The sequence below is a fragment of the Paenibacillus sp. 4624 genome, assembly GCF_050435065.1.
GTDB classification, from domain to species: Bacteria; Bacillota; Bacilli; order Paenibacillales; family Paenibacillaceae; genus Paenibacillus; species Paenibacillus amylolyticus_D.
This window is the reverse complement of record NZ_JBNDJR010000002.1, coordinates 658,184-681,952: the sequence shown is the minus strand read 5'-3', so window position 1 is coordinate 681,952 and position 23,769 is coordinate 658,184. Positions and strand designations below refer to the sequence as shown.

Sequence of the window (23,769 nt, the reverse complement as noted above, 5' to 3'; positions counted from 1 at the left end):
GCACCTTTTCAGAAAATTATATCTCTCGCAATATAGTGAGGTTTTAATAAAGCAACGTTACTCTCCCAAGCTTTCAGCCGTTTCTGCTAGTAAGGAAGTAATTTCATTTAAGGTATATACAGCGACATCTAAAAACCCAAGATTAACCTCTTGTGCTTTAATAACATTATTGGCATTAATCACTCGCTCTATAGTATATAAGTTCCATACAGAGGTTCTCATCGCTGGCTGTAAACAGTGCCGTATTAGCCAATTGTCTAATACTAGCAAAAAAAAGTCTTCGGTTCGATCAATCTTCTTCAGCGCTTCTTTCAATTCGGCTTCAGAAGAATTCTCATTTATTTTAACACGTCTAACTTGTTTTTGTTGTTTCTCGAACTGAAGTTTAATATCCAAAAAATGTCTATACTGTTCTCTCATAATTTCCTTTAGCCGTTGCTTCTCAAGAGGATAGTTCGGTATTTCTTGTAAAACTTCTGGCATAGGTTTTATCTTATCGTTACAGTACCTCTTCCCAACTTCTTCTAAGCTTAACTGTTCAGTATACGCAATTTTGGCTCCACCTTCTGTGGAATTAATGACATGTAACTTCTTGTTCGTAATTTCTAATTCAAACCACGTTCGAAATGTATTCCAAATTTCTGTAGTAGCAACTCTCCCTCCGTAATAACCCTCCGTTTCCAAGAGGTCAAATGAGGAGTACATGCTACTTGTTAAATCTTTGTCATCATAGATCGTGCCTCCAGCATGCGTCTCTCCAACCGTATCCCCGTAAGCCAAATCCTGCCCCAGCAATATAATTGGAGAAGCTCCAATGTGCTCAGCGACACCAAAAGCTACATGAGCACAAGATAGACCGATACTTATAGAGCTATCGTCCCCTAACCCTAAGACTTCTTTCAACCATATAAACTCTCCTACATTTTCACGCATAGGTATAACAAGTTTACCAGGGAACTCTTCCAATATGTTGGGGTACAGAACTAGGGGACCAACAAGTGTTGATTCAACAGGATACTTCTTGCCTTCATAGAAATAAGTGTAGGTCTCTATTCCTCGTTCTACCGAACAAATAAAGTCAGGAATAATCCCTTCATCACAAAGACGTTGAGCAATGGTATCCACAGCAATAATAACGACTTTATCTTTCAAGTCATGTAATTGATTGATATTTTTATTTAAAGACGGACCGGCAGCCACGACTACAGCTGGCACGTTACGCATTGTATTCTTGAGTAGTGAAACATCTTTCGAACGAGTAAGATGCTTGAGGTTTTTCATATGATTTTTAAATCCTATCAAACTATCTTCTACAGAGTTACCGTACAACATTGTTTTATAGCTTACGGACTCTTTAATTATTTTAACCACAGCCAAACTGGACTGAAGATCTTGTTCACGATACATATGAGTAAAATAAAATTTGATCGTCTTCACATAGAAAATAGCATTAGTTAATAGATATTTATCTAAAAATCGAGATAGATTACTTATTTTATCAGCGAACAAAACCGCTCCCGGTCTTTGAAGGAATGAAAGATCCTTTTCTTGCAACGAATAGCTAAACAAGGGGAGATTAGGTTCAATGATGACTAACAAAGACTCGTCGCCCATCAATGTAATAAGTTTTTGAATTTCTTCTATAGAATAAATCCCTAGAACAAAAATCAGTTCCCGTTTTAAAGGGTTGGGCTGATTGGAATCATCGAATTCATTTTTTAAAAAAAACGACTGCTCTCCATTGATGAATATTTCATTCCCGTTACTATCCACTTCAAAGGAGATTTGCTCTAACTCACTTTCATCAGGCATTCCAATCCAGTGATCGGCGTTAGCTGATAGAATCTCAATATTCCGATCCATTAACTCCATTCTGCTTGCTCCCTTATGCATAATTTTCTTAATAATCAGAGATTCACTACAGCACCTAGTATAGCAAGAAAGCCCCACCAAGTGGGGCTTTCTTGAACTGATCAGAAATCATCTTAGTACAGACTTCTGTTAAAGCTTCAATTATCTCAACAATTGCAGTACGCCTTGTGGTTGTTGATTTGCTTGAGCCAACATAGCTTGAGCTGCTTGAGCCAAGATGTTGTTCTTCGTTTGGCTCATCATTTCTTTTGCCATGTCAACGTCACGGATACGGGATTCAGCAGCAGTCAGGTTCTCGGAAGCTGTTCCCAAGTTGTTGATTGTGTGCTCCAGACGGTTTTGTACAGCACCCAGTTTAGCACGTTCGCTGGAAACCAGGGAAGTCGCTTTGTCCAGAACTGCGATTGCTTTAGAAGCATCTTCACGAGTGGAGATGTTCAAAGCAGCTTCGCCTTTAATATCGTTAGAGCCGTTAGTAACGTTGTTATCTTTCGTGAAACCAGCTTGTCCAGCATTTCCTGTGATACCCAGTGCTGCTGCACGAACATCGTTAATTTGCAAGGACATCGATTGGCCTGTATTTGCACCAATTTGGAACTTCGTGGAGAAGCCTACTCCTTGTGCTCCAGCACCTACCACTTGTTGAACGTTACCGATTGTTGCAGTGCTCGCAATACCCAGACCTAATGCAGTAGTACCAGCGCCCACTTTAATATCTTTACCTGTCTCGGACAGGAACTGAAGTTTGTTATCTTTAGACAAGGAAGCTGTAACTTTGCTGTCCATGCCAGCTGCTTGCAAAGATGCATTCAAATCTTTAACGAGTGATTCCATAGCAGCTTTAGCTACGTTAGCATCAGCATTTGTAGTATCATATGTTTTTGGAGTAGTACCTGTGTTCAGGTTAACAGTCACTTCACTCTCAGAACCAATTGTGAATTTGATTGTTGAACCAGAAGCAATGGAAACAGCTGCAGCAGTAAGGGCAGTAGCACCTTGGAGTCCTGCACGTTCTACTGTTGAAGGGTCTCCTTTAACTTTAATCGAAGTCGCAACACTCGCTCCCAAAGCTGTAGCATTTACGAACTCCATTTTGCTTGTTGCACCTGAAGACTTAGCAGTGAACTCAAGTGTATTACCAGCACCTACTTTAATGTCTACCAGATCAGACAATTTAACTCCACCAGATGTAGTAGCATCCAACGCAGTTTTCAATGCTTTAGCGTTTTCTGCCGCAGTGGAAGTTCCTACGCCAGCAGTCACAGCGGAAAGTGCAAATGTTTTATCATCAATCGTAATTTTTGCACCCGCACCAAATGTAATAGCACCAGTAGCGATTGCAGTACCCATTGCTTTTTTAGCGTTTGTAGCTTGAGTCAGTTTCTCGCTGTCACTTGAACCAATACCACCGTTAAGCAACTTTTGAGTATTGAACTCAGTAGTGTTACCGATACGGTTAACTTCGGAAGTCAATTGGTTCATCTCGTCTTGCAGTGCTTGACGGTCGGAATCTGTGTTTGTTCCGTTCGCGGATTGGTTAGAAATCTCACGCATACGTTGCAGGATGGAGTGAGTTTCGTTCAATGCACCCTCAGCTGTTTGGATCAAAGAGATACCATCTTGAGCGTTACGGGAAGCTTGGTCCAAACCACGGATTTGGCCGCGCATTTTTTCGGAAATTGCCAAACCGGCAGCATCGTCACCAGCACGGTTGATGCGAAGACCCGAAGACAATTTTTCGATGTTTTTGTTAGTGTTGCTAGTGTTGATGGACAATTGGCGGTGAGTGTTCAACGCCGGAATATTGTGGTTGATAATCATTGAGTGTTTCCTCCCTGAAATAAGTTAGTTCCACATCCTTGTGGTAAACGCCGCGACATTAAGGTCGGCCGCCCTGCCGAAGCAGCGTCTAAATTATATATCGACGGGAGGTGAACAACTGTTTATAGCAAATGGGAAATTTTTAATCTTTTTTTAATCCATTATTTCGAAGTCGTTCCATGAATGCTTCAACATCGGCAGCCAGCGGTGTAGCAGACTCCCGGTTTGCGTCCTGAATTGCGGCATAAATCTCTTGGCGAAAGATATCAATATGCTTTGGTGCGGATATGCCGATTCTTACGGTATCCCCTTCCACAGCAAGTACCGTGACTTCGATCTGATCCTGGATGACAATGGACTCACCCTTTTTCCTGGACAAAACGAGCATATTACACTCCACCTTTCACGGATCTCGCATCTTCTTCCTCTTCGGCCCAGATCAGATGTCGTGTATCGTATCCGGACTGATGAAGTACAACTTGTTTGCCCAGTTGTTTTTCCGGATTAAGTACGACTGGTGCCAGGAGATTCATTGTCGATTTATTGGCTTGCGAATGGATGGTAACCAGAGAGAATACGGCGACTTGTTCGTCAATCTGCAACTCTTCTTTATCCACTTCACTCAACTCAAAGCTGTAGTCAGGCGCAAACGTAAAAGGACTCACTAACAAGAAAGACAACTCCTTCTCACGCACAGATTGCAAATAACTAAACGGTGTGTCTTCCCACGGGATTAGTGCAAATTCTGTTTCTTCTTCAAATCCAGGTAATCCTTTGGGAAATTGATAGATTTCTTTCTCCTGAACTTCAACTTCTCCCCACATGCTTGTCTGAATAAAAATAATAAACGCCTCCTTGGCGATGATTTTGTACAAAAAAAGCCATAGAGGGCTTCGTCCGAGACCGTCTATAGCTCACATTATAACTTATAACGCCATATCGATGGCTGGCGGTGTGTATTTAACGGATGCATATTGCTTCACATAGATGTCCAGCTTGCCTCGTTGATACTCAATCTCCGGTTTGTTTACCGTCACATTCAGCTCAGAAACCGCCGGATCATAACTAATATCGGGTGGCCTTGTATTGATGCGGATCTCCACGTTATCAAAAGAAGCAGGAGTTCGCGTCTCTGGAAACGGCTGAGGCATCCAATCGCTGCCCACAATGTTCGCAATCGTATTGCCTGGTTTGTGAATAGCAGCGAGCTGGTTCCCTTGTTCTACTCGCGCAGCGAGATTTTGAAGGAAATTTTGCTGAATTCCCGAGTAGATTCGGGCATTCATATCAATCATATTACCGCCTGTATAGGCGGCGAATGCTTGGCTTTGATCTACATTAAGCTCAATCGGATGACTCTGAACCGTAAGTTTAGCCGGCTTAGTCTGAAGCTGTACATCGGCTTTGGGCTGACGGATAGAATATTTTCCAGGGTCGGCATCAATATTTAATATAGAAGGGGTTGTCTGAATCTGTACCACAGGAAGGATCTTCATACTGCACCCACTCCTCTTATCTCAGGAAATCCACCAGAGAAGGTGATATGATTTTTGCGCCAACAGACAACGAGGCGTTATAGATATTTTCCTGGATTTTAGATTTCAAAGACAGTTCTGCAATATCGGCATCCTCGACTTTGGCTTGCAGATCCGTCAGGTTAATACCCAGATCATCCAAACGCCCCATCATCAGATCAACACGGTTTGTTTTTGCTCCAATTTCGGATCGGATCGACAATATTTTCCCCATACGAGAATCCATGATGTCCAGTTGATTAGACAATTCCTTTTGGTCGCCATCTTGTAATGCTTGCATAACGGTATTCATGATCACAAATAGATTGTCTTGTTCTGTAGCTGTACCGAAAACTTCATTCCCGCTTACATTGATAGGCAGTTGCACACTTTCACCTACAATGAAATTGATCTTCCCTTGGTCCGTCACTACCGAAGCAGCATTGGTCGTATCTAGCGTACCATCCGCATTAGAAGGAAAATCATAAGGTTTGACATCATAGGTCTCCCCATTAAAAATGTATTTCCCATTAAGCTTACTATTCGAAATATCAATAAGCTGTTCCTTCAGCTGTTTTACCTCTTCATTAATGCTATCGAGTGCGGTCTGAGGATTAGTTCCTGTTGTCGCTTGAACCGTCAATTCACGCAAACGCTGAACAACGTTACCAGCCTGGTTCAGCACGGTATCATTAAATTCCAACCAGGAAACGGCACTATCCACGTTTTTCTGATATTGCTCATTAGATGATAATTCAGCACGGTAACGAAGGGAGTACGTGATCCCTACCGGATCATCCGAAGGCTTGTTGATTTTACGCCCCGTAGCCAGTTGAGTCTGAGTGTTGTTCATCTGTTGTGCATTCCTGTTGAGGTTCATTAGCAGTTGCGCACCCAACATATTATTTGTAATTCTCATGGTCTGTCATGTCACTCCCTTCGATTATCTGCCTACCATACCCGTAGAGTTAATCAATTTATCTAACAGTTGATCGTATGTGGTCATAAAACGTGCTGATGCACTGTACGCATGCTGGAACTTGATCATGTTCCCCATCTCTTCATCCAGTGATACACCACTGACGGATTGACGCCGTGTATCCACTTGCTGTACCAAAAACTCGGAGTTGGAAGTCTGACGTGCGGCTTCCTGCGATTGAACACCTAACTGTCCCACAATGGCACTAAATTGAGCACCAATCGTTGCACTACTTAGACCATCTGCCGATTTCATCGGCGTATCCTTAAGGTTTGCGATCAAGTTCGCAAGAGTGTTGTTCCCCTTAATCACCGTTTCCGTGCCGGAAGCCGTTGTCGTCCGCAGGGATGTTGCAATTTTACTTGGATCAGCCAATATTGCAGCATTCAAGGAGATATTTCCGGCAGTAATTGCAGTTCCGCCTCCAGCCGCAGTAAAGAACGGTAATCCTCCATTATTCGTTCCATCCATGCTGTAACCCAGTTGATGCAATCCGTTCAGCCCTTTTACTGTAACCTTCATGTCACTGGTCAGTGTCCGCGCTGCGCCCGTAAGGCCCAACGAATTGTTTTCCGGCAACACGGAGCCCGCAGGTATGGTGATATCAATATCTCCATTGGCCAGCGTATTCGCTAAGTCATCCATCTGTTTACGATAATCACTCACCAGCGTATCTCTGGATCTGATCATACCGTGAACTTCACCGTTGGTGAGCGTACCCGCTGTATAGGCATTATTCAAAAACGCTGAATCTACAGTAGCTTGAACAGCCCCACCCGTTACAAGCTCCTGTCCATTCATCTGAATCTGGTAGCCCTGTGGTGTATCGGTAACGGTAATATTCATAATTTTGGACAGCTTGTCTGCCATTAAGTCACGTTGGTCACGCAAATCGTTTGCGTTATCGCCAAGGGATTCAACCTTTACGATTGCACTATTCAGGTTTGCAATGTTACCCAGATAACCCTGAATTTCATTACTTTTCACCGCAATATTACTATCCAAATCCTGACTTAGAGAGTCTAATTGGCGACTAATCTGGTTCATCGCGTCGGTAAGAGCCAGAGTGGTCTCTTTAACAATTCGGCGAGCCGTAACGTCTTCCGGGTTTTTACTTAGATCTGACCAGGATTTATAGAAATTATCCATAACCGTACGAAAACCAGTTTTGGAAGGTTCGTTGACAATTGCCTCAAGTTTCTCCAGTGTATCCCGTTGAATGGACCAACTCCCGAAGTTGGTATTTTCGTTGCGATATTGGTCATCCAGAAATTTCTCGCGAACACGGGTGATCGAGTCGAACTCTACCCCCGTTCCGAGTTGCCCTGGTGATGTACTATGCAAAAATGCAAACGGCTCCATAGGAATGGATGCTTGCATATTTACTTTCTGACGTGAGTACCCCTCCGTGTTGGCGTTGGCTACGTTATGACCTGTTGTGCTAAGAGCGGTCGTCTGTGCAAACAAACTGCGTTTAGCCGTTTCGATTGAATGAAATGTAGATGTCACCTGGTTTCCCCCTATTTAATCAGGCACGCGTGTCGAACAGACCGATTCGTCCTGGATTGCCGTGCTTATCAGCAGGATGCTGATAAGTTGCATCCTGTTCAGGCCTCGAAGCAAAGATGTCCATCGATAGATCAATAAACATTAACGATTGTTCAATTAACTTTTGATTGAGTTGATTGATATCTTTCAATTCTTGTAATGTTCCCGCCAGCTTCTTCTGAACTTCAAACAATCGCTGTTTGTCAGCCGGATCAAAGATCAGCTTGGAAATCTCGGTAATATTCAGGTTCAGCATGGACTTAATGCCACGCTCCTGAAGCAGTTCGTGGACAGCGTGTAGTCGTTCTGTTTCAAGCGGCTCCTGCTGTTTCATAAACTTGGATTCCTTATTCATGATAGCAATAAGCTGGTCTACATCATTTTTGACGATAACTTCTCGTTTAACCTGACTGAGTGCCAGCATATCACGGTGACTTTGCTCCATCTGCTCTAAAACTGCAATTAATCTGTCCAGTGCTGCCATTACATAATCACCTATTCCTTATCAAAAGACTTGAAATACGGTAGCAGCTTGTCAGCAAGCTTGCTACTGTCCACCTGGTATGTTCCCGAGCTTACCTGCTCTTTCAACTCCTGAATTCGTTGCAGCCGTCCTGCATCTTGCGTACGTCCTTGTTCTTCGAGCATCTTCATCGCCTCCGGAGAAATGGATACTTCATCCTTACGGCGGCTTTTCTTGGTCTCAGCCTGCTGATTGGATTCAACATTCCTCTGATATGAATTGATGGCTCCAATTCGACTTGGTTCATTGATTTTCATTCGAAGTGCACTTCCTTTCACCTGAATTTTTTTCGTTGATATACGTATTTCTTTCTTTATCTTTATGTGTTCGAAATGAGTAGGATAATAAAAAAAACCGATAATCTTTAATAAGTTTATCGGTACGTTCCAAAACATTTGTTATAGCATTATTCGTATTTAAGACCACGTTCCTATGAATTGCGCAGTTTGTCGACGGCATTGTAGGTTCGTCCGCCTACTTGGTTGTTATCCTTCTGGCCTACTTCACGAGCTGCCCCAGCCAAGTCTTTCGTTAGTCGAGTACGGCAGGAATCGCACATATGGCCTTCACGAATCAGCATTCCGCACACTTCACAAGGATACATCATATTCGGGGCGTTTTCGATGGAAATCCGTCCCTCTCGAATAAACTTCGTGATGGTTTTGATTGAAACTTCTGTCGCATCCGACAGTTCCTGTATGTTGGCGCCTTTATTTTCGCGCAAATAGTCTACACAGATCTGGTATTCCTGCTCCATTTCCTTGATACAGTTCGAGCACACATCACGAAAATTCAATGCATACAATTTGCCGCAACGAGGACAATTCCCTAAATTCATCGCTAAAACTCCCCTCTCAAACTTCCTTTTCCGACTAGATAATATCTATACATTACCTTATTTTCTCATATGAAGTCCATAGCTTATTTACGAAATAAAAACGAAGACAGGATGCACGTTTACGCAAACCCGTCTCCGGAATTGTAATTATTATATATCATTAATTCAAGGTTCTAATACTCACAATAGAAGACCATACACTCGTATTCTGATCATTAAATGCCCGAACACGGTATCTATGCACACTTGCAGGTAATAAATCCAGATGTATAAATGCTGGATCACTAACAATCGCAGCAATCTGTCCGTCTGCTTCAATCTCATAGGATGTGGCACCCGCTACATTGTCCCATGTAATTGTAATGCTTGTCCGATCTACTGTTCCCTTAGGTACCGCTGCACTCAATTGAGTTACTCCCGTAATCATTTCGCTCCATGCTCCGACACCGGAAGCATTCTTCGCTCGAATACGGAAAGAATGCTCTGAATTGGGTGCAAACCCACTCTTCGTGTAGGCAACAGCATTGATCGCCACGATTGTACCGTCAATCTCCAGATCATAGCCGGTTGCTCCGATTACTGCATTCCATTTTAGCGCAATTGCTGCGGTTGTTGCAGAATTCACAGTTAGACCGGGTACACTTCCTGGCAGTGTTGTTTGGGAGACCACGGCTGTCCATGCACTCACATTGGTATCGGTCAGCGCTCGTACGCGATACTTGTGTGCAGTTCCTCCGAGCAGCTCGCTGTGAGTGTAAAAAGGGTCACTCACGGTTGCTACGCTGTTTCCGTCTGCCTCAATTTCATATTTGGTTGCCCCAGCAACTCCAGTCCATGTCAAAAGAATCGAAGTTTCTTCTGGCACCCCTTTCAAAGCGGTTGGCAGATTTAATTGCGTAGAGGCATTCAGCATTTCACTCCAGCTACCGATTCCGGCTGCATTTTTGGCGCGGATGCGGAAAGTGTGATCGGTGTTCGCCGCGAGGCCGCTCTTCGTATATGCTGTCCCGGTTACCGCCACAACGGTGCCATCGATCTCCAAATCATAGCCGGTAGCTCCAGTGACAGCTGTCCATTTCAATGCAATAGCTGCATTGGTCACGGTGTTAATCGCCAGACCACTGACGGATGCAGGTATCGTGCTTTGCGTCAGCACCGCTGTCCATGCACTTGTATTTGTTTCCGTTAACGCACGAATACGATATTTATGCGCTGTACCTGGCAACAGGGAGGTGTGGCTATAGCTTGGTTCTTCCACCGTCGCTACGACTGTGCCATCCGCTTCAATCTCGTATTTCGTTGCATCAGCAATTGCTGCCCACGTCAGGTTGATTGCTGTTTCTTCCGACGCAGCTTTCAAAACAGGCGTATTCAACTGTGTTGTTGCACGGATCAGGTCGCTCCACGCACCTGCACCCGCGGCGTTTTTCGAACGAATGCGGAAAGTGTGGTCGGTATTGGCCGCAAGGCCACTCTTCGTATACGCTGTGCCCGTAGCTGCCACAACCGTACCGTCGATCTCCAGATCATAACCGGTTGCTCCTGTTACCGCTGCCCATTTTAACGCTATAGCTGCATTGGTCACCGAGTTAACGGCCAAGCCACTGACGGATGCTGGAATAGTACTTTGCGTCAGAACCGTTGTCCATGCACTTGTATTTGTTTCCGTTAACGCACGAATACGATATTTATGCGCTGTACCTGGCAACAGGGAGGTATGGCTATAGCTTGGTTCTTCCACCGTCGCTACGACTGCGCCATCCGCTTCGATCTCGTATTTCGTTGCATCGGCAATCGCTGCCCATGTCAGGTTGATCGCTGTTTCTTCCGACACAGCTTTCAGAACAGGCGTATTCAACTGTGTTGTTGCACGGATCAGGTCGCTCCACGCACCTGCACCTGCGGCATTCTTCGAACGAATGCGGAAGGTGTGATCGGTGTTCGCCGCAAGGCCACTCTTCGTATAGGCTGTGCCGGTAACCGCTACAACAGTGCCATCGATCTCCAGATCATAGCCGGTAGCTCCTGTCACAGCTGTCCATTTTAACGCTATAGCTGCATTGGTTACCGAGTTAATGGCCAGACCACTGACGGATGCAGGTATCGTGCTTTGCGTCAGTACCGTTGTCCACGCGCTTGTATTTGTTTCCGTTAACGCACGAATACGATATTTATGCGCTGTACCTGGCAACAGGGAGGTATGGCTATAGCTTGGTTCTTCCACCGTCGCTACGACTGCGCCATCCGCTTCAATCTCGTATTTCGTTGCATCGGCAATCGCTGCCCACGTCAGGTTGATCGCTGTTTCTTCCGACGCAGCTTTCAGAACAGGGGTATTCAACTGTGTTGTTGCACGGATCAGGTCACTCCATACGCCTACACCTGCGGTGTTCTTCGAACGGATGCGGAAAGTGTGATCGGTGTTCGCCGCGAGGCCACTCTTCGTATATGCTGTGCCCGTGACTGCTACAACAGTGCCATCGATCTCCAGATCATAGCCGGTAGCTCCTGTCACAGCTGTCCATTTCAATGCAATAGCTGCATTGGTCACCGAGTTAATGGCCAGACCACTGACGGATGCAGGTATCGTGCTTTGCGTCAGCACCGCTGTCCATGCGCTTGTATTCGTTTCCGTTAACGCACGAATACGATATTTATGCGCTGTACCTGGCAACAGGGAGGTATGGCTGTAGCTTAGTTCTTCCACCGTCGCTACGACTGCGCCATCCGCTTCAATCTCGTATTTCGTTGCATCGGCAATCGCTGCCCACGTCAGGTTGATCGCTGTTTCTTCCGACGCAGCTTTCAGAACAGGGGTATTCAACTGTGTTGTTGCACGGATCAGGTCACTCCATACGCCTACACCTGCGGTGTTCTTCGAACGGATGCGGAAAGTGTGATCGGTGTTCGCCGCGAGGCCGCTCTTCGTATATGCTGTCCCGGTTACCGCCACAACGGTGCCATCGATCTCCAAATCATAGCCGGTAGCTCCAGTGACAGCTGTCCATTTTAACGCTATCGCTGCATTGGTTACCGAGTTAATGGCCAGACCACTGACAGATGCAGGAATCGTGCTCTGTGTTAGAACGACTGTCCACGCGCTTGTATTCGTTTCCGTTAACGCACGAACACGATATTTATGCGCTGTACCTGGCAACAGAGAGGTGTGGCTATAGCTTGGTTCTTCCACCGTCGCTACGACTGCGCCATCCGCTTCAATCTCATATTTCGTTGCATCGGCAATCGCTGCCCATGTCAGGTTGATCGCTGTTTCTTCCGACGCAGCCTTCAAAACAGGCGTGTTCAACTGTGTTGTTGCACGGATCAGGTCGCTCCATACGCCTACACCCGCGGTGTTCTTCGAACGGATGCGGAAGGTGTGATCGGTGTTCGCCGCGAGGCCACTCTTCGTATATGCTGTCCCGGTTACCGCCACAACGGTGCCATCGATCTCCAGATCATAGCCCGTTGCTCCTGTCACAGCTGTCCATTTTAACGCTATCGCTGCATTGGTTACCGAGTTAATGGCCAGACCACTGACGGAGTCAGGCAGTGTAGTTTGTGATTTTACTGCAGTCCAAGCACTGATATTGTTGCTATTAATGGCACGCACACGGTATTTGTGCACTGTTCCCGGTTTAAGCGCTGTATGCGTGTAGATCGGTTCCGTTACCCCTCCGATAATCACTCCATCTGCCTCAACTTCATAGGAAGTAGCTCCTTCAATTGCTGGCCATACAAGGATAACTTCTTCTTGTGTTGCATTCGTTTGAATAACCGGTGTGCTCATCTGTGTCGTTCCTGTGATGGCCTCACTCCAGCTTCCAGGTCCACCTGCATTTTTAGGTCTGATTCTAAATGTATATTCGGTATTCGGTGTCAAACCTGTTTTATTGTATGTGGTGCCAGTGACAGCAACGATTGTACCGTCAATCTCCACGTCATAGCCTGTAGCCCCTTTTACTGCACTCCAAGATAATGACAGTTTGTTTAACGTAGCATCCGTTATCTTCAATCCATCTGCACGATCAGGTACGGTCAACTGTTTTACAGTTGCGCTCCAATCGCTCTCATTCGTAGCCGAATAAGCTTTGAGCGTATACGTATGCGTAGAGTTGGCTTCAAGCCCTCCATGCTCATAGGAAGTAACATTACCAAGCTCAAGCGGTGTTCCGCCGTCGATCTGTAATTGGTAACGGTCAGCGTACTCGACCGCATCCCATTGAATTATATTCTTGCCTTCCTCTGCTGTTACTGTCAGAACAGGTTTCTTCAGCAGTGTGGTCAGCGTATAAGGTTCACTCCATTCACCTGTTCCAAGTTTATTCACCCCGCGTACTCTGTAGGTATATGAAGTGTTTGGGGATAGTTGAGTGCCGGCATAACCAATACCATAAAATGGCCCTTTAACGGTCCCATTCTCTTCAATCTCATATTGGACAGCCTGTTTAGCAGCACCCCATCCAAGATTGGCCGCAACATCACTAGCGGCGGCACTTAAGTTCACCGGAATTTCCGGGATAGATGTAATTGGAGGATTGGTAGCCGATTCCTTCACAAAACTATAGGATTCTGCTTTGCGGGTGTAATACGGGTTAAGGTTGGAGACAAAATCGACAACAACACCTGTATCCGCATTAACAACCAGACTAAGCTGAGTCGCTTCGAAGTTTTGCACATATCGTGGCGTTTCATATCCAAAGACATCCACATGAGATATATCCCACTGCCCCACGCTTGTACCGGATTGTCTATATTCCATCACCGTGTAATAGTGCCAGATTTCTGAAAAATCGATCATGATCGCCTTTTCTACTTTTCCAGCATAAGTAGATGTGTATGTACCGAATGCTACGTTCGTCATTTTTGGAACTGTTGCCGTAACGGCCTGTCTTCGAGAAAATGAATATCCGGACGCATTCAATTTATATTCTCTTGCCCATCGGAGATCAATTGCTTTTTGATTGACACGAAGATTTCCATCTTGCTCTGTAAGGACATAATGGTAGTCGTAACTGCTGGAAACTACCCTGTTACTCGTTGCGGCATGTGCCTGGTTCCCCCCGTACACACCAAAATGTCCGAATACCAGCATCAATACTAGTAAACGGACAGTCCATAAATAAACACCGTTTTTTCTTGTCCCTGCAACCAATGTTGTTCTCCCCTTCAAAAGATATGTTTGCCCCACTCCTACAATCACCTGTGGTGAACGGCAGAACTATCTATTCTACGAAGTAACATCAATTCCTCTTTTTAACATGTAAATTTTTTCTTGTAACGCTTTCAATCGAAATATCATCAAACAACTGGACTAATAAAGCTCAAATATACAAAAGGACAGTTTTACAAGTATAAAGTTATTAATATTAGAATAAACGTTCTTATAGTACGTACTTCTCCTTATAAGGAGAGGCTACGATCTGGCTAAAGTGAGTGTATAAATTTCCAACGTTACGCTCGCTTTACTTGCGGCATGTAAAATGACATGCCCACAAGCATCTAACGTACTTCCAGTCGTGTAGATGTCATCAATTAAAAGTAATTTAAACGGCTTGCTGTAATTCCTGAGCAGGCTGAAATCAAATTCATCAAGCTTGATAGAAAAGGCATGTTTCATCGTCTCGAACCGCTCCGCGCGAGACTTGAAGCTCTGTTTCCCTGTGTTGATCTGGCGTTGCAACAGATCAACACAGGGCAAACCAGCGGTGATGGCAAGCCCTGCTGCCAGCCGCTCCGCCTGATTAAAGCCGCGTTCGGCCAAGCGCTCGTCGCTCACGGGCACATACGTGACCGCATCCGGTCGCCATAGCGGCTTCCTGGTTTCTTTTTCACATATAAGAGTCAGTTCTTCACTCATCGCTTGAAAAGCTTGAGTTAACATAGCAGTTAGCAGCGGGGCGTAGCGCTCATAGCCTCGAAATTTGTACATGCTTATCCAATCTTTCATGAGATCGTTATACTGAACGGCGCTACGATTGCAGAAGAAAGAGCGATTCTGCATATGCGGGCGCACACAGTCAGGGCATCCTACACCACGCCCACAGCGCTGGCAACGGATCGAACGAATCCATGGAATCTGCTGTACACAACGCGGGCATATCCCCGGATAACGTGAAGACAACACCGCACGGGTTCCACAGGTCAAACATGGTGAACCCGGCGGGCCAAGTAACTTATGGAGTTGTCCGCTTAAACGCTGAACACGCTCAAAGAGATGAGAAATATAACTGAACATGAGGTGCTTCTCCTTTCTTAACGAAATAACGAGACCGTATCGAGCATAAAGTATGTAATATACGTTCGGTTAGCATGTGCGAAGAGCACTAGTGCTCTTGTGAAGCAGTGTAATGGTTTTGATTGGAAGCTGGACACTGAAGTAAATCATTGTTCGCATAAACGATTAGTCTACAGTGATCCTTTTCAAGCTAAGATGATTATGTTGATGTAATGATGACTATGATCTTGGAACCGGCGGACGCAGGTAACCTTTGCGGCGGGCGATGGCGTTCATTTTGCGGATCTGGGATACAGCTTTCACTTGGGAACGGGTACGGCGGGATGCAGCAAATACGACACGGCCTGCCGGATCATCCAAGGAACGCCCTGCCCGGCCTGCCATCTGTACTAACGAAGCCTCGTCGAAAAGTCCGTTGTCTGCATCCAGAATAAACACATCGCTACGCGGGATCGTCACGCCCCGCTCCAAGATGGTGGTTGTCACGAGCAGTCGGATGGAGCGTTCCCGAAACGCAATGACTTTGGCCGCCCGCTCCGCATCCTGTGATGAAGTTCCTTCAATCGAGATCGTAGGAAAAGTCCGGCGCATCAGTTGCACAAAGGCCTCAATCTGGGCGATACGCGTTACAAAAACAAACACCTGAGCATCACGTTGTAAGGAAGTTCGAATACTCCTCACAATGGTGGGTGGAAGTTGTTTGCGCCTGATGCATTGCGCCACAGCAGGCATGTTGATCAGCTTCGGTACAGGCAGCGGATGTCGATGGAAGCGGACAGGCACTTTGGCATGAGCAAGCTTGCCCAAAGCGACCTCACGTTGCAAACGGGTTGGCGGCGTAGCGGACAAATAAATGAAATGCCCCTCCGGTTTGCAGCAAGATGTAGCGGCGTGGGCCAGCATGGGATCGTTATGATAAGGAAACGCATCAAGTTCGTCGATAATCACCAGATCAAAACCTTGGTAAAAACGCATGAGCTGGTGTGTAGTCGCCAGGGTGAGCTGGGTATCTTTCCAGCGCTCCGAGCTTCCGCCATAGAGCGTTGCGAGCGAGGTGTCTGGGAATGCTTTGGCAAGGCGCGGAGCCAGCTCCAGCACGACATCCCTGCGCGGTGTAGCGACCAGCGCTCGTCCCCCTTGATCCAGGGTGTGCTGGATTAAGGGGAAAATCATCTCGGTCTTGCCGGCCCCGGTCACGGCCCAGAGCAAGAACCGCCCCGGCCCATCCTGTGCGGGCGGCCGGGCCAAAAACGCGAGCGCCGCGGCAGCAGCCGCGCTCTGCGCTGCGCTTAGCCCCCACCGGGCGAGTCCGCCGCCGGTGGGGGCCAGGGCCGTGCCACGCGATGCTTCGCCGCGTGCGGGCACGGCCCCTTGCGCTGCACTGCGTAGCAGCAGCGCACAAGCACGGCTGCGCCCTAGCGCGAGGCATGCCTCGCAGTAGGCGCACGCCGTCAGGCCGCAGGCAGCGCAGGGCACGCGCTGCCTGGCTTCGCTGCCACAGCGGTGGCAGCGGGGCGCGCTTCGCGCGCGGCCGGGCCACGCGAGCCGGCGGCGCGTGGTAGGCCCTTCGAGGGCGGCTGTCATCTGCAGCCGCCCATGCAAGCGTGCGAGCTGCGCAGCCGCGCGCCAGCCCCCAGGCGGCATGGCGGACTCCGCCGCCAGCAGCGCCTCGGCCTCGGCCGCCAGTAATTGGCGGCCGCTCATCCGCTCAGCCAGCAGAGCTGCGCACTGCTCCAGCTGAGCCCAATACTCGGCGGGATATGGCTTCGGCATCCCGCCAACCCTGGCTTCAAGCGTAGCAGCAGTCCCTCTGCGCGCTCCTAATCCAATTCCTGTTCCCGTACTTGTCCCTTTCCCCCTCCCTTCTTCTAGTCCCGAATACGCTCCCGCCGCCATTCCTATCCCTGGCCCTGCACCCGCTCCCGTACCTATTCCTGTCCCTCTTCCACCATCCCTGCCAATCCCTTTTCCCCTTTTATCGTCTGCCCCTCTGTCCAATCCACTTCCATTCTTCCATCTTCGCACTTCCACCTGTTCGGCTAACGCTCGCCTTGCCTCTATTTCACCCGAGAGATGCTCATACAAGTCCAGCTTTGTATTCAAGTAGCTTTGCCACGCCTCCATACGCCACATATTCATGCTGCGCTCGGGTACGAATTGATCTACCAGCCACGAAGCCTGACTTAACGGAAGTTGCATGCTTAACACCAGCCACTGTTGCACACGCCATCCACTCATGCCCTCCAGCCACCACATGACATCCACCTGGATGTCGAGAGACATGACCATACCCCACTTTTCCCCCACCCGGTACACGTAGAGCCCAACCTGCATCGGTTCTTCCCTCCCCTGTTCGTATCCGAAAAAAAAGCACACGCTGACCGACGACTTCGCCGGAGCATGTGCTTCATGTCCATTCTTCATATCACAGTATTTCTACTTCCCTAATTATACAAGGATTTCGCCTAAGAACAATTCCCTAGTTCCCAATCCCACTTTGGTAACCCTTTTGTGCTAGATTGAATATAAATCAATTCTCCTGATTGTAGTGCCTGTCCATTCACTTCAGCAGTAAACGTTGTTTCCGGCGAATTGCCATATACACCAGCAATCTCAACGTATCACGTTCCTTCAGTTGCTGCTTTATCCACACTTCTGATCACTGCACACGCCAAAACACAACAGCAATAACTTTCAAATATGTACTTGATTCATGATCTGTTGCCATTTCCTGAATCATCTTCGAAATGAATACTTCTTCAAGAGTTCGACTCTATCATCCTGAATATTTATATAAAGCAAGTATATGGTTTTACTTTCTGCCCGTCAATACAACCTTAACGTCACGTAGGCTCTCCCTTAAAAATTCGGAATTTTTCCTTTGTATATGCGCAACTTTTTCCAGTTTTATTAGTCTATACTTTTAAGTTAAGACTTCTGACTTCAAAATGCTTCTTCAGCGTCATCCGAAGTAATAAATCCAGTCTTTAACCATAGATTGCAATAAAACCCATATTCAATTTAAAGGCAGACTTGGCTACAATTACAAAAAAAGATTACAGCATCAAGCTGTAATCTTTCTCATCTCGAATCGGCATATCAACATCTGTAAATTGTAAAATGTGAGGATTATCTGCACCCATCTTCATCACTGGATCTACGCAGATCAATGAGGCGATAGCCGCCATTCCTCTGCCCGGCATGTTCAAGCTCTGCTGGCACAGCTGGCAGATAAGACAACTCCATGCCTTGTCTTTGTAAGATCTTTTCAATAATCGTGATCGTCTCTTGCTCTTGTTGCTCGGCGACCACCGTTAATGTAAAGCTCTTGCCACGATATAATAATTCCAGGCAAAGTGATCGAATGATGCCCTCAATCCGTCCTACCTGATTGGAAGGAATGAGCAAAATCTGCTCGAAGCCTTCGGACTCCGGGCGGGAAGTATGGCGCTGATGCATAAGATGAACGGCCATTGCCGCCAGGAAGTATATGAGCAGAATCATAGTCAGATGAGCAACCATGGCAACTGCACCTCCTCGGAAGGTCATGTTCACCCATGGCGAACATCCCTGTATACCGCAGTATATGCTGCGTATTCCGAAGGGTTACAGCCAAACAACCCGTCGACGCTCGCCTGAACCAATGTTCAGTACATCTTTACACTTTGTCCATGTACAGTGATAAAGTCCATCAGCCCGCAAACCATTCCAGCTATTGGAAAGGACGCGAGTGAATAGATCATTAAACATTACAAGATTAGAGCGTAACCCAGCCATATTTGATAGAGTTAATAACGGCCTGTGTACGGTCGTCGACTTCCATCTTCTGCAGAATGCTGCTGACATGGTTTTTAACTGTTTTTTCACTGATGAACAAAAATTCACCAATCATCTTGTTGCTCTTACCCTCGGCCATCAAACGCAATACCTCAGCTTCACGACGTGTCAGCGGGTTATTGTCTCCAGCAACAAATTTAACGCCTGCTTCCTTCGAAGCACCTTCGCTCATCGCACCCGTTTCGTTAAGATACGTCATACGACGAAGTTGCATAATCAGTTTACCCGTTACTTTAGGATGGATAAATGCATGACCTTCATGAACGGAACGAATCGCGTTGATCAGTGACTCTGCTTCCATATCTTTCAACAAATATCCGTTTGCTCCCTTACGGAGTGTTTCGAATACATAACTTTCATCATCATGAATGGACAAAATAATAACTTTTACATCCGGGAACAGCTCGCGCAGTTTCTCAGTAGCTTCAACGCCGTTCTCAACAGGCATGTTAATGTCCATCAGAACGATATCCGGTTTATCCTGATTACAGAATTCGAGCACTTGAATGCCATCACCACATTCCCCGATGACCTCAATGTCGTCCTCCATATTTAAAATGCGTTTCAAGCCCTCTCGGAACAGCTGATGATCATCAGCCAAAAGAACTTTAATTGATGTTTTTCCAGTATCACGGTTTTCCATCCTGCTACTCCTTTCCCTTATCCACGTTTGTCGGGATATGAATGACTATTTTGGTTCCCTGGTTCTCTGCGGATTCAATCTCTATTCTTCCTTCTAACAGTTCAACCCGTTCTCTCATCCCGATCAGACCGAAGTGGTTGTGATCCTTGCTTTTCTTGGCAAGAAGCTCCGGTTTGAACCCAAGCCCATTGTCCTGTACGACAATTTTGACGAGCTGAGCCTGGTATGTAATTTCTACGACAACATATGTGGGATAAGCATGCTTGGCAGCATTGGACAGACCTTCCTGCACGAGACGATAGATCGCAGCCTCCATTGCAGAAGAGAGACGATGTTCCTTGCCTCTTGTTTCAAAAAGCGACCGAATTTTTGTTTTTACTTCAAAATCTTGCACATACTTCCGAAGCGTAGGAATCAATCCCAAATCATCCAGTGCCATAGGACGCAGATTGAATATTACTTTTCTCATTTCTTCAAGACTTGAACGAACCTGGCCTTTCAAATCTACTATTTCGGCCTGAACCATCTTAAAATCCTGCTTCATGAGCATTCTTTCAACAATTTCCGTCCTAAGCACTAGATTGGCAAGCATCTGCGCAGGCCCGTCATGAATCTCGCGGGCAATACGTTTCCTCTCTTCCTCTTGGGCCAAAATTATTTTCAAACCAATCATTTGTCGATTCTTGGCAGACTCGATAATCCGGGTCACCTGACCCAACTCTCCTGACAAGTATTCTAGCACAACACCCATCTGTGAACCAATGGTCTCGGCACGTTCTACAGAAGCTTCCACATTTTTGGCACGCTTCTGCAGATCATCCCGACGGGCTTTCAGATACATTTCCTTCTCACGATAAATCATCAGATCCAGCTGCAGCTGCGTCGCTTTTTCATACGCCTGCTTGATATCATGCTCCGAATAACGGACAAAGTCGCGGCTCACCTCTGTAAGCCGGATCCGGGAACGGCGGTAATTCAGTTCCAATTGATCTACTTTCTCGATCGTTTCCGCCGTTTCCTTTAGCACTGACTTGAGCTCCTCATTGAGCGTCTTCAGCTCATCGCGAGTGGAGTCCATGATTTCAAACATTTGATATTTGCTGTTTTCCATGACTTGTATGGCGTTTTTTATGACGCGGTCTATGGCATCGGCTTGTAAATCCACGTTTGTTCGACTCCATTTCTATCGTTTCCGGTATATATCATACCATATCACGATGAGATGGTAACGGTCTTCGTGTTCTGTTCCCATTTTACAGTCAGCCCAAGTTGCTCGGATACGAGTCTGAGAGGGACTAAAGTCCTACCCCCGCTTACGTAAGGTGCAACCGTTGCGCTCTGTCTTTTGCCATTGAGAACAAATTCTTTCTGACCTACCACCAGATCGATCAGCTTGCTGCCGCGGATTACAGTAATCCGCTGATTTTTGCTGTCCCAGTTCGCCTGTCCGCCAAAGGCATCCAGTACGTGTTTGATCGGTACATACGTTGTTCCATTTTTAAGGACCGGTGTTGCATCAATGGTCTTTGTTGTCCCGTTTACTGTCATCGACTTCTGTCCAAGTACCAATGAAGCTGTACCCGTAGGCAATCCAACTTCGCTGGATTTGGAAGGCATGGTGAATGCAATGTTGTCAAACGCAACCGTTCCTGTCATCGCACGCTCATCCTGTCCCTCTTCCACGTTCACGACATATACACGCTTCAATTTTGCCGGATAAGCCATATTTAGGCCATTCAGGTCTACGCTAACCTTCTTCCATCCGTTCCAGTCAATCGCTTTGGAAAGATCGGCATATACCGTTTTGCCTTTGGCATCTGTGAATTCCGCACGCAGCCAGTTCAGGCTCTTGTCGCCCATCACATCCATCGACATGGAGGTTGCCGTTGCTGATACATCTTTGCCTGTTGAACCGTTCAGCTGAGCATAAGCATACATTTTACCCGTTCCACCCGTCATATCGTAACTGAGTTGCAGTACCTTCGAGCCAGCCTTCTCATCGGTTCCTGCCACGACTGCGGCCGACCCTGTCACCCCTGCTGCATTTGTTGTGAAGTTAATCGGATAGTTCACGTTTTCGAAGTTTTCCCAGATGGTTTCGCTTGCTGCTGTAGAGAGTACAACAACCGTGCTGTAACCATCGTAACGGCCAATCGCATAACCAACCTGTGCTCCGTCATTAACAGAGGATACGGTTAACTGATCTCCAGCGACTTTACCTTTAAATCCGATGAATTCCCATGTCAGGGAATCGGCTGGTACAGTCACGCTTTGTCCGCTCTTTGTTGTAGCTGTCACCGGAATGGAGACGGTTGTTCCCGCTTGGAGTGAGCCAAGACCAGATCCAGCAGTTAATGAAGCCAGTTCGTTGCCACCCAGCACTGTTACTTTGATGGAAGAAGAAGCCCCGTTGCTTGTTGCCGTCAATGTAGCTGTACCTGGCTTCACACCTTTGATCGTTCCGTTGCTGACGCTGACAATGCCGTTATTGCTGGATTTCCAGGTCAATGGAATATTACCTGTGGCAATCGGGTTATAGTACGTGTCATACCCTTTCGCAGCATACTTCCCCTCCTGACCTGCGAGCAACGTCTGGTTACCGCTTACTGCAAAACCTTTCAGTTTGCCTTCAGGTGCCGTTGAGAACACACCAAGAGTATTAACTACTTGACGCTGCTCGGTACCGTACTCGGTATTAAATGTGAGGCTTGCGGACTGTTCACCTAGCGGACGTGTAACCATGGTTGTTGATCCGCCGCCGTCCAGGTTCATGCCTTTCCATACCCCGATACTGGTCATAAATGACTGCAGTTCGGTCAAAGACAAGCCGCTGCTGTTACTGTTTTTCTCGGCTGCAATAATATACACATATCGCCCATCCTGAGAGTATCCGACAGCCGTTCTGGCACGGACACCTCCGATCCCCGAAGAAGCAATATCCCTTGAAAAGGACGCCGCTTTGCCTCCGTTGACCAGAATCGTGTGACCACCAATCATCATCTCCAGATTACTTGGATCAACCGACTGTCCTGTCGTTTTGGCGACCAGCTTGTAATCTGCTCCCAGTGTCTGCCCAACAGACAAGTGGCTCATAATCCATGTGGCCGCTGTACCGTGTGCACGCAAAATATACCCGTCTGACGGTACAGTCATATTTAACGCCTTTTTATCCGAAATTTGCGTGATGACATTATTCTGTACGAGCACCTCCGTCGGCGTGGTAGAAGGATCATTCGGACGTTTGGTCGACGTCCATGCAGGTGTATAAATATACATGGAGTTCGCATGGCTGTATGTACCCGATCCCGTTTCAACCGTATAGTCCTCCTTATTTATCCCACGCAGAGCGAAGGTTGAACCATCCTGTGCCTTCACTGTGCCGTCAAATGAATATTCATCGATCATCGGCTTTCCATCTTTAGTTACCGTGAGGGCGTACATGCCCTTCAATTCCGAAGGCGTAGACACCAGTACTCCGTCAGAGACTTGACCGCCGATCGGTGACATTTCTCCAGACACGTTAAAATAATCCCCGTTCACCGCAGCGACTGCGCCGTTTTCCTTTGCCATACCACCAGTGCTTTGTTTACTGTTTAATTTATTCCCTTTGCCTGTCATTACATCTAACTTCACGTACGGATTTTGTAGATCCACCTGGATCACATCGGCAAGCACATTCACCTTCGAACCTGAACGTGTTGTCGTATATCTGTATTTCATGAGCTTCGCACCCGAAGTCAAAATCTCTTCGCTCAGCTTGCTCGTATTCGTCGATGCCGCCTCGGCTACGGATTGCCATGAAGTTCCTGACCACAGCTGTCCACCTGCACTCATCACAGGTGCAATCCAGATTACACCTGCCAGCGTTACAATTGCCCATTTCTTTGCCTTGTTGTACTTAACGTCTTCCAGCTGTTTCCCATGTTTCCCCAGCATGTTTGAAACGTCTCTCCCAT

Annotated in this window: 18 protein-coding genes; all 18 read right to left on the bottom strand. The window is 46.9% G+C overall.

All coding sequences use genetic code 11. The features are described from left to right. Window positions 1-57: 57 nt before the first annotated feature. Window positions 58-1,872 carry a motility associated factor glycosyltransferase family protein gene (locus tag ABIE27_RS07250; RefSeq protein WP_161556968.1) on the bottom strand — a complete coding sequence of 605 codons (1,815 nt, stop codon included), beginning with the start codon at window positions 1,870-1,872 and terminating at the stop codon, window positions 58-60. A 141-nt stretch (window positions 1,873-2,013) separates the two neighbouring features. Beyond that, window positions 2,014-3,693, bottom strand: a complete 1,680-nt coding sequence (locus ABIE27_RS07245) for a flagellin (RefSeq protein ID WP_123065342.1) — start codon at window positions 3,691-3,693, stop codon at window positions 2,014-2,016. 142 nt (window positions 3,694-3,835) lie between these two features. Continuing rightward, a complete protein-coding gene (csrA, locus tag ABIE27_RS07240; RefSeq protein ID WP_123065341.1) occupies window positions 3,836-4,081 on the bottom strand; it encodes a carbon storage regulator CsrA in 246 nt (81 codons plus the stop codon). A gap of 1 nt (window position 4,082) precedes the next feature. Then, window positions 4,083-4,517 (bottom strand): flagellar assembly protein FliW, encoded by a 435-nt coding sequence (gene fliW, locus ABIE27_RS07235; RefSeq protein ID WP_429350195.1) that lies wholly within the window; start codon window positions 4,515-4,517, stop codon window positions 4,083-4,085. 102 nt (window positions 4,518-4,619) lie between these two features. Further along, window positions 4,620-5,189 (bottom strand): DUF6470 family protein, encoded by a 570-nt coding sequence (locus ABIE27_RS07230; RefSeq protein WP_123065340.1) that lies wholly within the window; start codon window positions 5,187-5,189, stop codon window positions 4,620-4,622. 16 nt (window positions 5,190-5,205) lie between these two features. Further along, entirely contained in the window at window positions 5,206-6,126 is a 921-nt protein-coding gene (flgL, locus tag ABIE27_RS07225) for a flagellar hook-associated protein FlgL (protein ID WP_123065339.1), read from the bottom strand. 24 nt (window positions 6,127-6,150) lie between these two features. Then, entirely contained in the window at window positions 6,151-7,695 is a 1,545-nt protein-coding gene (gene flgK / locus ABIE27_RS07220; RefSeq protein ID WP_123065338.1) for a flagellar hook-associated protein FlgK, read from the bottom strand. Window positions 7,696-7,714: 19 nt separating this feature from the next. Continuing rightward, entirely contained in the window at window positions 7,715-8,218 is a 504-nt protein-coding gene (locus ABIE27_RS07215; protein WP_123065337.1) for a flagellar protein FlgN, read from the bottom strand. Between the two features lie 11 nt (window positions 8,219-8,229). Continuing rightward, the gene (gene flgM / locus ABIE27_RS07210; protein ID WP_123065336.1) at window positions 8,230-8,514 is read right to left on the bottom strand and encodes a flagellar biosynthesis anti-sigma factor FlgM; all 285 of its coding nucleotides are present in this window, start codon (window positions 8,512-8,514) and stop codon (window positions 8,230-8,232) included. 173 nt (window positions 8,515-8,687) lie between these two features. Next, complete coding sequence (locus tag ABIE27_RS07205) at window positions 8,688-9,095, bottom strand: TIGR03826 family flagellar region protein (RefSeq protein WP_123065335.1); 408 nt, start codon at window positions 9,093-9,095, stop codon at window positions 8,688-8,690. Between the two features lie 160 nt (window positions 9,096-9,255). Next, a complete protein-coding gene (locus ABIE27_RS07200) occupies window positions 9,256-14,286 on the bottom strand; it encodes a fibronectin type III domain-containing protein (protein WP_429350194.1) in 5,031 nt (1,676 codons plus the stop codon). A 225-nt stretch (window positions 14,287-14,511) separates the two neighbouring features. Beyond that, the gene (locus ABIE27_RS07195) at window positions 14,512-15,045 is read right to left on the bottom strand and encodes a ComF family protein (RefSeq protein ID WP_429350193.1); all 534 of its coding nucleotides are present in this window, start codon (window positions 15,043-15,045) and stop codon (window positions 14,512-14,514) included. 507 nt (window positions 15,046-15,552) lie between these two features. Next, window positions 15,553-17,457 carry a DEAD/DEAH box helicase gene (locus ABIE27_RS07190; protein ID WP_429350261.1) on the bottom strand — a complete coding sequence of 635 codons (1,905 nt, stop codon included), beginning with the start codon at window positions 17,455-17,457 and terminating at the stop codon, window positions 15,553-15,555. Next, complete coding sequence (locus ABIE27_RS07185; RefSeq protein WP_429350263.1) at window positions 17,411-17,707, bottom strand: hypothetical protein; 297 nt, start codon at window positions 17,705-17,707, stop codon at window positions 17,411-17,413. Before ABIE27_RS07185 ends, ABIE27_RS07190 begins: the two co-directional genes overlap by 47 nt. A 755-nt stretch (window positions 17,708-18,462) precedes the next feature. Continuing rightward, entirely contained in the window at window positions 18,463-18,855 is a 393-nt protein-coding gene (locus ABIE27_RS07180) for a hypothetical protein (RefSeq protein ID WP_123065331.1), read from the bottom strand. Between the two features lie 235 nt (window positions 18,856-19,090). Continuing rightward, on the bottom strand, window positions 19,091-19,813 hold the full coding sequence (locus ABIE27_RS07175; RefSeq protein ID WP_063567747.1) for a response regulator transcription factor: 723 nt from the start codon (window positions 19,811-19,813) through the stop codon (window positions 19,091-19,093). A gap of 4 nt (window positions 19,814-19,817) precedes the next feature. Further along, on the bottom strand, window positions 19,818-20,978 hold the full coding sequence (locus tag ABIE27_RS07170; RefSeq protein ID WP_090922925.1) for a sensor histidine kinase: 1,161 nt from the start codon (window positions 20,976-20,978) through the stop codon (window positions 19,818-19,820). A gap of 47 nt (window positions 20,979-21,025) precedes the next feature. Next, window positions 21,026-23,749: a stalk domain-containing protein gene (locus ABIE27_RS07165; RefSeq protein WP_123065330.1), complete on the bottom strand. Its 2,724-nt coding sequence runs from the start codon at window positions 23,747-23,749 to the stop codon at window positions 21,026-21,028. Window positions 23,750-23,769: the final 20 nt, after the last annotated feature.

What these genes read in the sequence shown, in the direction of transcription:
- ABIE27_RS07250 (WP_161556968.1), bottom strand. Translation starts at nt 1,872, where the DNA reads ATGGAGTTAATGGATCGGAATATTGAGATTCTATCAGCTAACGCCGAT.
- ABIE27_RS07245 (WP_123065342.1), bottom strand. Translation starts at nt 3,693, where the DNA reads ATGATTATCAACCACAATATTCCGGCGTTGAACACTCACCGCCAATTG.
- csrA (WP_123065341.1), bottom strand. Translation starts at nt 4,081, where the DNA reads ATGCTCGTTTTGTCCAGGAAAAAGGGTGAGTCCATTGTCATCCAGGAT.
- fliW (WP_429350195.1), bottom strand. Translation starts at nt 4,517, where the DNA reads ATGTGGGGAGAAGTTGAAGTTCAGGAGAAAGAAATCTATCAATTTCCC.
- ABIE27_RS07230 (WP_123065340.1), bottom strand. Translation starts at nt 5,189, where the DNA reads ATGAAGATCCTTCCTGTGGTACAGATTCAGACAACCCCTTCTATATTA.
- flgL (WP_123065339.1), bottom strand. Translation starts at nt 6,126, where the DNA reads ATGAGAATTACAAATAATATGTTGGGTGCGCAACTGCTAATGAACCTC.
- ABIE27_RS07215 (WP_123065337.1), bottom strand. Translation starts at nt 8,218, where the DNA reads ATGGCAGCACTGGACAGATTAATTGCAGTTTTAGAGCAGATGGAGCAA.
- flgM (WP_123065336.1), bottom strand. Translation starts at nt 8,514, where the DNA reads ATGAAAATCAATGAACCAAGTCGAATTGGAGCCATCAATTCATATCAG.
- ABIE27_RS07205 (WP_123065335.1), bottom strand. Translation starts at nt 9,095, where the DNA reads ATGAATTTAGGGAATTGTCCTCGTTGCGGCAAATTGTATGCATTGAAT.
- ABIE27_RS07195 (WP_429350193.1), bottom strand. Translation starts at nt 15,045, where the DNA reads ATGAAAGATTGGATAAGCATGTACAAATTTCGAGGCTATGAGCGCTAC.
- ABIE27_RS07190 (WP_429350261.1), bottom strand. Translation starts at nt 17,457, where the DNA reads ATGGAGGCGTGGCAAAGCTACTTGAATACAAAGCTGGACTTGTATGAG.
- ABIE27_RS07180 (WP_123065331.1), bottom strand. Translation starts at nt 18,855, where the DNA reads ATGGTTGCTCATCTGACTATGATTCTGCTCATATACTTCCTGGCGGCA.
- ABIE27_RS07175 (WP_063567747.1), bottom strand. Translation starts at nt 19,813, where the DNA reads ATGGAAAACCGTGATACTGGAAAAACATCAATTAAAGTTCTTTTGGCT.
- ABIE27_RS07165 (WP_123065330.1), bottom strand. Translation starts at nt 23,749, where the DNA reads ATGCTGGGGAAACATGGGAAACAGCTGGAAGACGTTAAGTACAACAAG.